11 protein-coding genes and 2 tRNA genes are annotated in these 13,415 nt (G+C 62.6%); 8 read left to right on the forward strand and 5 right to left on the reverse strand.

The window, feature by feature from the left end; all coding sequences use genetic code 11:
• Positions 1-225: 225 nt before the first annotated feature.
• The 4 genes from GGQ64_RS14970 to GGQ64_RS14985 all read right to left on the reverse strand — a co-directional run bounded on the left by GGQ64_RS14970 (position 226) and on the right by GGQ64_RS14985 (position 6,565).
• A complete protein-coding gene (locus GGQ64_RS14970) occupies positions 226-3,066 on the reverse strand; it encodes a valine--tRNA ligase (RefSeq protein WP_183805693.1) in 2,841 nt (946 codons plus the stop codon).
• Between the two features lie 128 nt (positions 3,067-3,194).
• On the reverse strand, positions 3,195-4,001 hold the full coding sequence (locus GGQ64_RS14975) for a PopZ family protein (protein WP_183805694.1): 807 nt from the start codon (positions 3,999-4,001) through the stop codon (positions 3,195-3,197).
• A gap of 189 nt (positions 4,002-4,190) precedes the next feature.
• Positions 4,191-5,585, reverse strand: a complete 1,395-nt coding sequence (locus GGQ64_RS14980) for a TolC family outer membrane protein (RefSeq protein WP_183805695.1) — start codon at positions 5,583-5,585, stop codon at positions 4,191-4,193.
• Between the two features lie 329 nt (positions 5,586-5,914).
• Entirely contained in the window at positions 5,915-6,565 is a 651-nt protein-coding gene (locus tag GGQ64_RS14985) for a protein-L-isoaspartate O-methyltransferase family protein (RefSeq protein ID WP_183805696.1), read from the reverse strand.
• A gap of 241 nt (positions 6,566-6,806) precedes the next feature.
• Between GGQ64_RS14985 and exbB the strand changes: the two genes are divergently transcribed.
• The 7 genes from exbB (at position 6,807) to GGQ64_RS15020 (ending at position 12,273) form a co-directional block, all read left to right on the forward strand.
• On the forward strand, positions 6,807-7,925 hold the full coding sequence (exbB, locus tag GGQ64_RS14990; protein WP_425488515.1) for a tonB-system energizer ExbB: 1,119 nt from the start codon (positions 6,807-6,809) through the stop codon (positions 7,923-7,925).
• Positions 7,926-7,928: 3 nt separating this feature from the next.
• Positions 7,929-8,354 (forward strand): TonB system transport protein ExbD, encoded by a 426-nt coding sequence (gene exbD / locus GGQ64_RS14995; protein WP_183805699.1) that lies wholly within the window; start codon positions 7,929-7,931, stop codon positions 8,352-8,354.
• Positions 8,355-8,687: 333 nt separating this feature from the next.
• Positions 8,688-8,852, forward strand: a complete 165-nt coding sequence (locus GGQ64_RS15000) for a hypothetical protein (RefSeq protein WP_183805702.1) — start codon at positions 8,688-8,690, stop codon at positions 8,850-8,852.
• A 307-nt stretch (positions 8,853-9,159) separates the two neighbouring features.
• Positions 9,160-9,528 carry an ArsR/SmtB family transcription factor gene (locus GGQ64_RS15005; protein WP_183806374.1) on the forward strand — a complete coding sequence of 123 codons (369 nt, stop codon included), beginning with the start codon at positions 9,160-9,162 and terminating at the stop codon, positions 9,526-9,528.
• Complete coding sequence (locus GGQ64_RS15010; RefSeq protein ID WP_183805704.1) at positions 9,525-10,058, forward strand: SRPBCC family protein; 534 nt, start codon at positions 9,525-9,527, stop codon at positions 10,056-10,058. The genes GGQ64_RS15005 and GGQ64_RS15010 overlap by 4 nt, the downstream gene beginning before the upstream one ends.
• A 176-nt stretch (positions 10,059-10,234) precedes the next feature.
• Positions 10,235-10,308 (forward strand) — tRNA-Cys (locus GGQ64_RS15015).
• 426 nt (positions 10,309-10,734) lie between these two features.
• Complete coding sequence (locus GGQ64_RS15020; RefSeq protein WP_246422685.1) at positions 10,735-12,273, forward strand: SNIPE associated domain-containing protein; 1,539 nt, start codon at positions 10,735-10,737, stop codon at positions 12,271-12,273.
• Between the two features lie 449 nt (positions 12,274-12,722).
• Here the strand turns inward: GGQ64_RS15020 and GGQ64_RS15025 are convergent, their stop codons facing one another.
• Entirely contained in the window at positions 12,723-13,007 is a 285-nt protein-coding gene (locus GGQ64_RS15025) for a hypothetical protein (protein WP_183805707.1), read from the reverse strand.
• A gap of 278 nt (positions 13,008-13,285) precedes the next feature.
• On the opposite strand from GGQ64_RS15025, the gene GGQ64_RS15030 reads away from it, so the two are divergent.
• Positions 13,286-13,360: transfer RNA gene (locus GGQ64_RS15030), tRNA-Asn, on the forward strand.
• Positions 13,361-13,415 lie beyond the last annotated feature (55 nt).

Genomic DNA, 13,415 nt, shown 5'->3' on the forward strand with positions numbered 1-13,415 from the left:
AATTACGTAAATTCGCGTCGAACTCGCCCAAGATCCGGCCGAGTTAGATCAATTTTTCTCCAATAGCCGAAAACCCTTAAATTTTAGAGTATCGTTTTCCAGTGAAATGACAGTGTGTCACATTTGGACCACATTGGACGAAATGGTCCGCACGGCAAAGGAAAACCGCGCCGCGGGTGCGGCGCGGTGTGGAATTTCCGCTGAAACGGACGGCGCAAAATCGACTCAGCCGGCCTCGACCACGCGAGCGAGCGCAATGCCGAGGGTCGCCAACTGCTGGTCGAGCTCCGCCAGCCGCTCCCGCTCCGCCTCGACGACATCCGGCTTGGCGTTGGCGACGAACTTCTCGTTGGCGAGCTTGCCGCGGATGCGGTCGGCCTCGCCGTTCGCCTTGGCGATCGCCTTCTCCAGCCTTGCGGCCTCGACCTTGAGGTCGATGAGACTGCCGAGCGGCAGGCAGGCCGTGACCTCGCCGACGACGATCTGCGCCGAGCCCTTCGGCGCGTCGTCGGCCAGCACGATCTCATCCACGCGGGCGAGCCTGCGAATGGCTGGCTCATGGCGCTCCAGCCGGGTGCGCGTCTGCGCATTGGCACCGACGATGACGAGCGGGGCCACGGCGCCGGGCGGCACGTTCATCTCGGAACGGACCGAACGGATGCCGGAGACGAGATCGACCAGCCAGTTGGTCTCGTCTGCCGCGGTCTCGTCCGCATAGGCGGGCGTCGGCCATTCGGCGTGGCAGATCAGCCCCTGCCGCTCCGTGCCCTCGCCGGCCGTATGCGCCCACAACTCCTCGGTCATGAACGGCATGAAGGGATGCAGGAGCTTGTAGGTCTCCTCCAGCACGTAGGCCGCGCAGGCCTGGGACTCGGCCTTGGCACCCTCGTCCTCGCCGTTGAAGACCGGCTTCAGCAGTTCGAGATACCAGTCGCAGAACTGGTTCCAGACGAACCGGTAGAGCGTGCTTGCCGCGTCGTTGAAGCGGTAGGTCTCGATCGCCTCGGTGACGTCGCGCGCGGTGCGGGCGAGTTCGGTCAGGATCCAGCGGTTGATCGTCAGCGACGCCGCCTCGGGCACGAACTGCGGATCGAGCTTGACGCCGTTCATCTCGGCAAAGCGCGTGGCGTTCCAGAGCTTGGTGCCGAAATTGCGGTAGCCGGCGACGCGGGCCGGATCGAGCTTCACGTCGCGCCCCTGCGCCGCCATGATCGCCAGCGTGAAGCGCAGCGCATCGGCGCCGTACTCGTCGATCAGGTCGAGCGGGTCGATGACGTTGCCCTTCGACTTCGACATCTTCTGCCCGTTCTTGTCGCGAACGAGAGCATGAATATAGACGGTGTGGAAGGGCTCCACCGGATTGCCGGCCTCATCCTTCATAAAATGCAGGCCCATCTGCATCATGCGAACGACCCAGAACGGGATGATGTCGAACCCGGTTACGAGCACGTTGGTCGGATAATAGCGGTCGAGCTCCGGCGTCTCCTTCGGCCAGCCGAGCGTGGAGAACGGCCACAGCGCGGACGAGAACCAGGTGTCGAGCACGTCCTCGTCGCGGGTCAGGATCTCGCCGGGCTCGAAGTTTTCCAGCTTCTCCTCGACCCAGGCCTTCCACGGGCCCTCGTGGGAGATGTAGTGCTGGATGGCGGCGTGCAGCGCCTCCTCCTCGGTCTTCTCGACGAAGACCTGTCCGTCCGGGCCGTACCAGGCGGGGATCTGGTGTCCCCACCACAGCTGCCGCGAGATGCACCAGGGCTGGATGTTCTCCATCCACTGAAAGTATGTGTTCTCCCAGTTCTTCGGAACAAACTTGGTACGGCCCTCGCGAACGGAGGCGATCGCTGGTTTGGCAAGCGTCTTGTTGTCCACCCACCATTGCTCGGTCAGGCGCGGCTCGATCGGCACACCGCCACGATCGCCATGCGGAACCGCGTGCGTGTGTGGCTCGATCTTGTCGAGCAGGCCGGCTTCCTCGAATATCTCGACGATGATCTTTCGCGCAGTAAAACGATCCTGGCCTTCCAACCGATCCCAGGCGCCATGCAAGGCGGCGGGATGGTCGAGGCCCTCCAGGAAGTCCTCGTTTTCCTTGATGGTCACCGTACCATCTATGTTGAGTACGTTGATCTGGCGAAGGCCGGCGCGCTTGCCGACCTCGAAGTCGTTGAAGTCATGCGCGGGCGTGATCTTGACCGCGCCCGTGCCGGCCGTCGGGTCGGCATAGTCGTCGGCGACGATCGGGATCTTGCGGCCGACGATCGGCAGGATGACATGCTTGCCGACGATCGCCTTGTAGCGCTCGTCTTTCGGGTTAACCGCAATGCCGGTATCGCCAAGCATGGTCTCGGGCCGGGTCGTCGCAACGACCAGATAATCGCGCGTTTCGAATTCGGTGGCCTTGCCCTCTTCATCGAAGGCGATCGGGTGCTGATAGCTGACGCCTTCTTCGAGCGGATAGCGCAGGTGCCAGAGATTGCCTTTGATCTCGATCTGCTCGACTTCCATGTCCGAGATCGCCGTCAGCAGCTTCGGGTCCCAGTTCACAAGGCGCATGTCCTTGTAGATGAGCCCTTCCTTGTAAAGGCTTACGAAGACTTCGAGAACGGCCTCCGAGAGGCCCTCGTCCATGGTGAAGCGCTCGCGCGACCAGTCGGCCGATGCGCCGAGGCGGCGCAGCTGGTTGAAGATCAGGCCGCCGGATTCGGCCTTCCACTCCCAGACCTTCTCGATGAAGGCGTCGCGGCCCATCTCGCGACGGTGCTGCTGCTGCTCCATCAGCTTGCGCTCGACGACCATCTGGGTGGCGATGCCGGCATGATCCATGCCCGGCTGCCAGAGCACGTCCTTGCCGCGCATGCGCTCGAAGCGGACCATGATGTCCTGCAGCGTGTTGTTGAGCGCGTGCCCCATGTGCAGCGAACCGGTCACGTTCGGCGGCGGAATCACGATCGAGAAGGTCTCGGCGCCGGGCTTGGCGCCTGCGCCGGCGCGAAACGCGTCCGCCTCCTCCCAGATTTTCGCAATTCTCGGTTCTACGGCCGCGGAGTCATAGGTCTTCTCAAGCATCTTACTGGCCATATCCAACAGTTTCGGTCACCGGTTCTAAACCGGATGCCTAGATTGAAGTCAACATCCACAAAAGAAAAGCCGCGCCCGTTCCGGCGCGGCCCATCGCAGCAGAGAAACAGGTCTATTTAACGGCGCGGTCCGCGCGCCACGCGCTCGATCTCCTCGCGCACGAGGCGCTCGACCAGCGTCGGCAGGTTGTCGTCCAGCCATTCCTGCAACATCGGCCGCAGCATTTCCTCGGCAATCTCGTCGAAGGAGCGGCGCGGGCCGGCCTCGACAGCTTCCGCCAATGCGCCGAAGGAATGGGCGACCTTGGCGCCGATGTCGGGCGAGATCAGCGAACCGCGCGACGCAGCATCCGCGGACGATACGGGCTGCAGCGGCCGTTGCTGCTGTGCAGGCTCCACGATCGAAAGGGGGGACGGGGCCGGCTCACGGGCGACCTCAGTTGCAGCGGGCGAAGCAGCGGCAGGCGACACAGCGAACGGGTTCCCCGTTTGCGGCATTTCCGGCTCGGCCTCGGGAGCTGGACGGCCGGCCTGCTCGCGCAGGAGCATTCCGTTGCGCTCGGAGGCGGCCCGCACGCGGGCTGCGACATCGGCGAGCGACATGGCCGGCTGGGCGGTGCGGGTTTCCGGTTCGATCGCCGGCGGCTGTGCCGGCGCGGCTTCCACGGGACGGTCGATGGGGGAGCGATTGAAGAAGGCACGGTCAAAGGGGGAACGGTCGAAGGACGGGCGATCCGCCGAAAGATCGGCGACGATCACGTCCGCGTCGAAGCTGTCGTCGCCGGCATCAGCGTCGTCCTCGGGCGCGATCGGGGCGAATGCGGCCGGGCCGCCGGCCAGCGGCTCGTTGCTTTCGATGATCCGGCGGATCGACGCCAGTATCTCGTCCATCGACGGTTCGCGCGCTACATTCGGCTGAGCCATTTTCATCCCCATTCACTGCGCCGCCCGACCTTTCCGGACACGCTTTGGCAGCGTGCAGGCGGTGCGGATGGGCAAGACCATAGGTCACTCGCGAGGGCAAAAAAATCGTCGCGAATCAACTCTTAACAGTGATGCACAGATTTGTGGGCGATGCCAATGGCGGGCATAGGGCCGGCGCCGGGACAGGCTTCAGCGCCCGTCGACGGTGCGCAGGCCGAACCACTTGTCCTTGACCGCCTCGTAGTGCTCCTCGGCGCGGTACTCGGCCACCTTCAGGTTCTGGTCCCTGACCGTCAGGCGCGCGATCGAGGCCAGCAGCGAATAGCTGGCGACGACTTCGACCCGGCGCGAAAGCACGAGGCTTTCCTGCGCGTCGAGAACGGTCTGCTGGGCGATGAGCACGTCGAGCGTGGTGCGCTGGCCGACGTTGCGCTCCTCGATGACGCCCTTGAGCGCCATGTCGGCGGCCTCGATCTCGGCGAGGTTGGCCTGGATCGCCGCGCGGGCGGCTTCCAGCTGGGTATGGGCCGAGATGATCGTCTGCTGGATCTCGAGCCGAGCCGAATCGACGAGGATGCGCTGCTGGCCGAGCCGTTCCTTCGCCTGGCGGATCTGGCCGTATTCGGCGCCGCCCTGGTAGATCGGCACGGTGACGCGGGCGGAGATGCTGCCTTCGACGTTGTCGTTGGTGCTGCCGGTGCCGTTGACCGACTTGAAGACGTCGCCCTGGAGCGAGACGCCGGGCAGCATGGTGCCCTCGGCGGCCTTGACGTTGTAGCCGGCGGCATCGACGCTGCGCTCGGCCGACAGGACGGTGGGATGCTCCCGCATGCCGATCGCAACCGCCTGTTCCAGCGTCGGCGGAATCCCGCGCGTCGCCGGTCCCGGCTGCTTGATGTTTCTCGGCACGTCGCCGACGATCTGGTAATAGACCGCCTCGCTCGTCTTCAGCGCCGCCTCGGCGGACACCAGCAGCGCCTGCGCCTCGGCAAGCTGCGATTCGGACAGGCTGACGTCGGTCTGCGTGCCCTCGCCCACCTCCAGTCGCGCCCGGGAGGCGTTCAACTGCTCGCGCAGGAAGGCCAGGTTCTGCTTGCGGATGCCGACGATCGCCTGGTCGCGGGCGATGTTGGCGTATGCCTCTACGGCCGCGAGGAGAATGCTGATCTCCTGGGCGCGAAGAGCCTCGCGGTTGGCGAGCACGTTGGCCTCGGCGGAGCGGACATTGTTCAGTGTTTGGAAGCCGTCGAAAATCTGCTGCGTGATGGTGATGCCATAGGCGGAGGTGAAGGTGTCGGTTCGTCTCGACGCCGGGCCGAACAGGCCGGCCGGCGCCTTGTCGTAAAGGCGCCGCGTCGCGTTCGCCTCTGCCACGCCGTTGATCTGCGGGCGCATGGTCGACTTGGCGATCGTCACGTTCTCGTCGATGGCGCGTAGCGCGGCGCGGGCGGCGTTCAGGTCCGGATTGTTGGCGTAGGCCTTGGCCATGGCCCCTGCCACGGTCTCTGCGGAAACCGGCAGCGTCGTTGCCAGAAGTGCTTGAACGAGTACCGCGGCGAGCGCGGACTTTCGCAAGATGGACACCTATGAACTCCAGACTGGACCGGCGGACCGACCCCCTCGGCGGTACAGCGCCGTCTTCACGTGCGCTGCGCCGCATGTTTCCTGCGAACAGGGCGGATTTTCGCCGCCGTATTCCGTGCCATGCGCCGACTTGTGAATGTTCCCCGTCGTCAGCATTGCTGCCGAAGCATCATGGTTTCCACCCCTCCATCCGAAACCGCCCACCGGGTTCGAATGCGTTGCAATCGCCCCGTCCCCACGTCGCGATCCCGATGCGCCTGACTCGCCGCATATGCGATCTTGCGCATAAAACCCTGTCGAAATCGACTCGGATTTTACTAAAAGGTTAATCAGAACACGAACTCGGCGGCCTTGCGGAAGCCCGGCAGCGGCTTCACCGCCGTGTTGAAGGCGCTGCGCTCCGAGGCGATGCCGCGTTCCTTGATGTAGAGGCGAGCCTGCGAGGCATTGCCGTAGCCCTCGACGACCACCAGGCGACCGCCGTCGCGCAACTGGGCGAAAAAGGCTTCCGGAACCACTTCCACCGCGCCGTGGACGAAGATGGCGTCATAGGGCGCCTCGGCCGCATAGCCCTTCTCGAGCTCGCCGGTGACGACGGCGACGTTATCGTAGCCGAGTTCGGAGAGCGTTTCGGAGGCCGTGGCCGCGAGCGTCTCGTCGGTCTCCAGGGCGACCACGGAGCCTGCGAGCTTCGACAGGACCGCCGAGGCATAGCCGGTGTTGCAGCCGACCTCGAGGACGACGTCTTCCCTGGTGACGACGGCGAGCTGGACGAGCTTTGCCAGCGGCGACGGCTCCATCAGGTAGCGGCCGGGTGCGACCTCGATATCGTTGTCGATATAGGCCAGCGGTTTCAGTTGGGCGGGAACGAAGGCCTCGCGGGGAACGGTCAGGAACGCTTCGAGGACCGAATGCGATGTCACGTCCGTCGTCCGGATCTGGTTGTCGACCATTTTGATGCGCGCTGCGGTGTAGTCCATCATTGCCGTCCTGATTGCTGCCGTGCCGGCGGCGTAAAAATCCAGCTGTGTCTTAATGCCCTTTCGGCACGGGTGTCCATATGTCGAACAGCCTGCAACGCGCAAAAAAGTGAAGGGGAGCGGAGCGTCCCCCGCAAATATCATGACAAACCCAGTCATGATAACGTTGCCCCCGCGCGCATAATTGTTGTAAGGGACGCTCATGATTAAGCACAACCGGAGTGCGGCGCTGGCTCGCGCCTTGCTCCCTTGGCGCAACGACCAGAGGATCCGGACTTTGCTGACACGGCCCCGAATGGCCGCGGCTCTCGCCGCAATCGGCCTTACACTCTCCATTCCCGCAGCGCTTGCGCAGGAAAATACCACGACTCAGACCCAGGAGCGGCCAGCCGCCACTTCCGAAGCCGCGCCCGCTACCAGCTCGCCGGCGTCGGGACAGGGCGACAATTCCCAGCAGGACGCCGCATCGCAAGCAGGCGCACCTGCAGGGGCGGCTCCTTCGGCCATTGCAGCACCTTCCGTCGATGGCCAGACCTCACCCGCTGAAACAGTCGACGGCGCCATCTTGCCCGACGAAGACGCGGTGCTGGTGGAAGCGAGCGAAGAGCGGCAGGCGGGCCTGCCGCACAACCTTTCGCCCTGGGGCATGTTCATGGCGGCCGACCTGGTGGTGAAGGGCGTGATGATCGGTCTCGCCTTTGCTTCCTTCGTGACGTGGACCGTGCTGATCGCCAAGATCATCGAGCTCGGCGCCGTGCAGCGCGCCGTTCGCCGCGCCGTGCACAGCCTGACCGACGCGCAGGGCCTTGCCGCCGCGGAGGAGATGTTTGCCAGCCGTCGCAGCGTCCCTGCCCGCATGGTGCATGCGGCGCGTCAGGAGATGAACAGCTCGGACGCCGTTCTGGACTATGTCTCCGATTCCGGCGTGAAGGAACGCGTCGCCTCGCGCCTGCAGCGCGCCGAGGTCCGGGCCGGACGGCAGATCGCCAAGGGAACCGGCATTCTTGCCACGATCGGCTCGACCGCGCCGTTCGTCGGCCTGTTCGGCACCGTCTGGGGCATCATGAACTCCTTCATCGGCATATCCGAGGCGCAGACCACCAATCTCGCGATCGTCGCACCCGGCATCGCCGAGGCCCTGCTCGCAACCGCCATCGGCCTCGTCGCCGCCATTCCGGCGGTCGTCTTCTACAACTTCCTCGCCCGCGCCATCACCGCCTACCGGCAGGGCCTGAGCGACACGTCGGCGGCGATCGAACGGCTCGTCAGCCGCGATCTCGACGTGCGCCGCGCCGGGCTCGCCGCCAACCGTGCGGCAGGCACCGGCCGGACCGATCCCGCACGCGTCAGGATGGGCTGAACCATGGCAGGCAAGATCAGGGAAGGCGGCGGCGACGACCTGGAGGAAAACAGCGAGATCAACGTCACGCCGTTCATCGACGTGATGCTGGTGCTGCTGATCATCTTCATGGTGGCCGCTCCGCTGGCGACCGTCGACATCAACGTCGACCTCCCCTCCTCCGTCGCCCGGCCCGCGCCACGCGAGGACAAGCCGGTGTTCGTGACCTTGAAGCAGGACCTGACGCTGTCGCTCGGCAACGGCACCGTCGCCCGCGATGCCTTCGGCAGCGAACTCGACACGATCACCAGCGGCAACAAGCAGACGCGCATCCTCCTGAGGGCCGACAAGGCGGTCGGCTACGGCGACGTGATGGACGTGATGAACCTGCTGCGCACCGCCGGCTACCCCAAGATCGCTCTCGTCGGGCTCGAGGGCGCGCCCGGCTGAGGCGCGGGCTGCGAGCGGCCGGCCGGCCCGGTGCCGGTCACCTGTCCTCGATCGAAGCGGCGCCCGACGGGCGCCGCTTTCGCAAGAGCCCTTCTACCGGGGGATGCAAACCGCAGGGCAAGCGGCCCGCCGGCACCGCTTTTTCCCGCAGCAGTCGAGTTCCCCTTGCAAACGGCTGAAAACCGTAGATAAATTGCATCTGCCGCATTCTGCGGCCAGAAGCCCGTCGCGATCCTAAAGATCCGCTCCCGCGCTTTGGACCTTTGATTTTGCGCATGTCGTCTTCGCAAATCCGCTGCATACTTTTGCGCGACATGCCTTTGGAGGAACGCCATGAGACATACTGCATCCTTGATCGCGTTTTTCCTTTCGCTCCTGGTGGTTACCGGGTGCACGACCTCCAGCGCGGACAACACGACCTATTCGCAATACCAGGGTCCGTCGCCCGACTCCGAGATGGTCGGCATGCGCACCGGAACGCAGAACGCGAACTACTAAAGCCCGTCGCGATCCTTCGGATTCGCTCCCGTGCTTTAGGCCTTTGATTTTACGCATGTCGTCGTCGCAAAACCGCTGCGCACTTTTGCGCGACATGCTTTGGGGCGAAACGCCCGACCTCCCGTCAGGACGCACCGAGTCGCGGGCACGCCTGCGGCTGTCTTTGCGTCGGCCACCGGCCGCCTCCCGCGCTTGAACATATCCACCGCATGGCACCGGCACTGCTCGGGCCAGCCCCTCATGTGTTTCGAAATATAATTCAACAAAACGGTTGAATATCGATCCGCACGAGTCTATATTCAACCTCATGGTTGAATTAGAAACATCCCGACTCGATACCGTCTTCCACGCCCTCGGCGACGCCACGCGGCGCAAGATGCTGCGTGAGCTGGCGGACGGAGAACGAACGGTCAGCCAGCTGGCCGAGCCCTTCTCGATCTCGCTGGCAGCGGCGTCGAAGCACATCAAGGCGCTGGAGAATGCCGGGCTGCTCCGCCGCGAGGTGCGCGGCCGCACCCATCTCTGCCGCCTCGCCCCCGGTCCGCTCGCCAGCGCCCATTCCTGGCTCAGTTTCTACGAGCGGTTCTGGATCGAACGGCTCGACGTTCTCGAACGCCTTCTGCGCGAGGAGGACGCAAAGCAATCCCGCAAACCCAACAAAGGAGAAGATAGATGACGGAAGTTCTGACACTCGACGCCTACGGCTCTGTGACCGAGCCGGCCACCCTGACGATGCAGCGGCTCCTGCCCGGTCCGATCGAACGGGTCTGGACCTATCTGACGGAAAGCGAACTGCGCCGGAAATGGCTGGCGGCGGGCGACATGGAGCTGAAGGTCGGCGCGCCGTTCGAATTCGTCTGGCGCAACGACGAACTCAGCGACCCGCCCGGCACGCGCCCGGAGGGCTTTTCCGAGGAGATGCGGATGCAGAGCCGGATCACCGAACTGGACCCGCCGCGCAGGATCGCCTTTTCCTGGAGCCGCAGTGGCGACGTCTCGATCGATCTCGAGCCGAAGGGGAGCGAGGTTCTGCTGACGCTCGTCCATCGCCGCCTGCCCGACCGGTCGACCATGGAAATGGTGGGAGCGGGATGGCACACCCATCTCGACGTTCTCGTCGAGCGCGTCTCGGGCAAGGACCCTGAAGCGTTCTGGCCCCGCTGGAGCCGGCTGCGCGCCGAGTACGCCCGCAGGCTCTCCGCCTGAGATAACCCTGCGACCGCCGGCTTCGCCCCTTGCCCGGGGCGGGGCTGGCCGGCCGGCTATACGGCCCGCCGCAACGCTGGCAACGAGGAAAACCGCCCGCGGGCGTCGAATGCCTCTTGCACCGATTTTCAATTCGTTCTAAACGCCCGGCACCACTCGCTTTTAAGCAGACGGATGGCCTCGTGGCGGAGTGGTTACGCAGAGGACTGCAAATCCTTGCACCCCGGTTCGATTCCGGGCGAGGCCTCCACTTACTTTCAGTAATGAAATCAATACGATAGAAGCGACTATGGGCGGCAAATATGCCGCTCCATGTTGCAACTGAATTCCCTTGATTTTCAATAGTTCTCCGTCACACTCGGCAAATCCACGCGATATGCGAGACGATGGGGGCTGCATACTTCCCACCGTGGAAAATAGCCTCACCTCGCGCACGCTTGGCTTGGATATGGTTCCTACCCCACTTCCAAACTTACATCGTCTCACCTCGCGCATAGTGCGAGGGGTCTCATACTTGATACCCTTTCGCAGTCGGCTCTCGCACTACATGCTCGCCTGACGCCGCAGCAGCTGCCGGGCCTTGTATCGCCGGCTGGCCTCCCGCACGTTGCGCTGTAATCCTCCACACAACCAGATTGACTCTTGGGCAGCGAAATACAACCCTGCGATAAACTACTTGGGGGACATCGTGATTTCGCCTTACATCGCCTTAAGTGTGGCGCTCATAATATTGGCGCTACCTTTCATCCTCATTTTTTTCATCGTCAAACTCATCCAGGAAAAGCGCAAGCGACTGGCGCTTGAGAAGGCTTTCCATGACATCGAAGCCAATCTGATCGACAGCAAATCGCAAGCCGACCGTGCCTCATCGGAGGCTCAAGCTAAACTGTCCAATAGCCGAACGGCCGCCGAACGCGCCATTGCGCTCGGCCGTGCTTTGGAAGCCGACAAAATGGCGCTCACCGCACAAATCTCCAGCCTTGAAGAGCGCTTTAAACCTGTTCCTGACCTTGAAGATGAATGCCGGTCGGTCAATACCGAGATCGAAGCATCGAAGGGCAACCTCGAAGAACTGAGGCGGTCATATGCGGAGAAAAAATCTGTCTACGACCGCCTTATGAAAGAGGTAGCCGTCTTCGATGAGAAGCTAGCCTTCGCCGAAATGGGGGTTTACGAACCTCACTTCGACTACGGCGACAGCGAGGAATATAAGCGCAATATCGATGTCGTTCGCGCAGCACAGAAGGCGATGATCTCAAACAAGACAGCGGTTGTGTGTCCTACACAATGGCATGTCGAAGGTAGCCTTGCGAAGGGCAAAGTCATGACCAACCGCAACATCAAGCTCACGCTGAGGGCCTTTAACAACGAGTGCGAGGCAGCCATCGCGAACACTCGGTGGAACAACGCCAATGCGATGGAAAAGCGTATCGCCAACGCCTTCACGCAAATCAACAGCCTCAATGAATCAAACCATGTGAGCATAAAGCTCGACTATGTGAAGCTAAAATTCCAAGAGCTATTCCTTACCCATGAGTACCGGGAAAAGCTCAAAGCAGAACGTGAAGAGCGGGCAGAGATGGCCCGTGCCGCGAAGGAGGAACAGAAGCTTATCCGCGACATGGAACGGGCAGAGGAAGAGGAGGCTCGCTATAAACGCCTCCTCGACAAGGCCAAAGCTGAAGCGGAAAGTGCCATCGGACCGAAACTGGATGCTTTCAATACGCAAATCGAGATCCTGGAACGTGACTTGGCGGAAGCTCATGCAAGGGTTGAGCGCGCCCAAGCGATGGCGGAGCGAACCCGATCTGGATACGTCTACATTATTTCGAATGTTGGTTCCTTTGGAGATGACGTTGTGAAAATCGGCCTAACCCGCCGACTTGATCCGGCCGACCGTGTGAGGGAATTGGGGGACGCCAGTGTGCCCTTCATCTTCGATACCCATGCCATCATCTATAGCGACGACGCACCGGCGCTCGAAAGGGCGCTGCATAGCGAGTTTGAAGCGGTCCGTGTGAACGCCCAGAACTATCGCAAGGAATTCTTCCGCGCGAAGCTGGACGACGTAGAAGCAGCGGTTAAGAAGCTTGCCCCCGATGCCCCATTCTTCAGAGACGTTGAGGCGCAGGATTACCGCGAAACTTTGGCGAAGAGGAGCGCACTCCTGGCTGCAGAAGCGGCGATGGTCGATCCGTTTCCCGTTGCCATTTGAGCACGGGGTTACTGGCAACAGGCGATTTGGAAGGTCAGGGAGACTCGGTCTTTTTCCTAGCTGGCAATCCAGCACGCTCTCAATCAACTCAGGTAGCCCAAGGTCGAGTTCAGCGCCTTTTGCGCGCTGCCCGCCACGGCGAATCCCGCTCAACCTTCGTCCATCTGCCTCTGCCGCCGGATGCGATCGGCCATGAAAGCAGCCGTGCGAATCTCGTCTCTTGGAGCGCCGACGCGTTCAGCGCGAAACGAGCGCCACCGCCAACGCGATCCATACGAGGGCTGAGAACTCTGCGGCTATCAGGTAGCCGATTGCCCTGTCGCTCATGTGTTCCTCCCGACATGCCTCCATCCAACGCTAACCCTACCGGGAAACGGATGGTTCCACTACCCTGCGATGGGTGTCTTGGGGCAGGCTTTACAACCGGCCGACAGGAGGGGAGCGGCGCGCTACTGCTTCGGACGCATCTTGCGGCTCGCCCACCAGACCGAAAGCCGGCGGCGCTGACGACGCAGGAAAGGGGAATCGTGCGACAGGACGAGAAGGCCGAGCGGCACCATCCAGAAACCCAGGATCGGCAGGAAGCCGAGACAGCCGAAGAAGATCAGCAGGATGCCGACCGCCATGCGCCATGCCCTCGATTGCGGCAGCTTGAGGCGGAAGGAACCGATGACGATCTCATGGGTGGCGTGGTCGATGCCGAAACGGGTTCCTGTGGGTTCTTTCGCTTTCATCGCTTCTCGTCACAATCCTTCGAGGCTGGGCTTAAAGCACGTCGCGATCTTTTAGATTCGCTCCCGCACTTCAGATCCTTGATTTTGCGCATGTCGTCGTCGCAAAGCCGCTGCACGCTTTTGCGCGACTTGCTTTAGGGCTGGAAATCCAATGCCCGAGCCTGTCATCTGGTTCCTCTCCCGCAATCAATCAAGGAAGATGCGTCTTTTTGCAAAAAAGCGCTTGGCAAATCGGTTCAGCGTTTGTATTACGCGCTCACTCCGCAGCGAGCGGATGATCCCTGGTAGCTCAGCGGTAGAGCATTCGACTGTTAATCGACAGGTCGCCGGTTCGAATCCGGCCCGGGGAGCCAGATTTTCGCTAGAGCGCGCCAACAGCGCGCTCTAGTCGTTTCAAGCCCCCTGAAC

This window comes from Mycoplana azooxidifex (assembly GCF_014196765.1).
Taxonomy (GTDB): domain Bacteria; phylum Pseudomonadota; class Alphaproteobacteria; order Rhizobiales; family Rhizobiaceae; genus Mycoplana; species Mycoplana azooxidifex.

Excerpts from the sequence above, each read along its gene's own strand:
- GGQ64_RS15010 (WP_183805704.1), top strand. The coding sequence starts at position 9,525 with ATGACGGAAGTTCTGACACTCGACGCCTACGGCTCTGTGACCGAGCCG.
- GGQ64_RS15000 (WP_183805702.1), top strand. The coding sequence starts at position 8,688 with ATGAGACATACTGCATCCTTGATCGCGTTTTTCCTTTCGCTCCTGGTG.
- GGQ64_RS14970 (WP_183805693.1), bottom strand. The coding sequence starts at position 3,066 with ATGCTTGAGAAGACCTATGACTCCGCGGCCGTAGAACCGAGAATTGCG.
- GGQ64_RS14985 (WP_183805696.1), bottom strand. The coding sequence starts at position 6,565 with ATGGACTACACCGCAGCGCGCATCAAAATGGTCGACAACCAGATCCGG.
- GGQ64_RS15025 (WP_183805707.1), bottom strand. The coding sequence starts at position 13,007 with ATGAAAGCGAAAGAACCCACAGGAACCCGTTTCGGCATCGACCACGCC.
- exbD (WP_183805699.1), top strand. The coding sequence starts at position 7,929 with ATGGCAGGCAAGATCAGGGAAGGCGGCGGCGACGACCTGGAGGAAAAC.
- GGQ64_RS14975 (WP_183805694.1), bottom strand. The coding sequence starts at position 4,001 with ATGGCTCAGCCGAATGTAGCGCGCGAACCGTCGATGGACGAGATACTG.
- GGQ64_RS15005 (WP_183806374.1), top strand. The coding sequence starts at position 9,160 with ATGGTTGAATTAGAAACATCCCGACTCGATACCGTCTTCCACGCCCTC.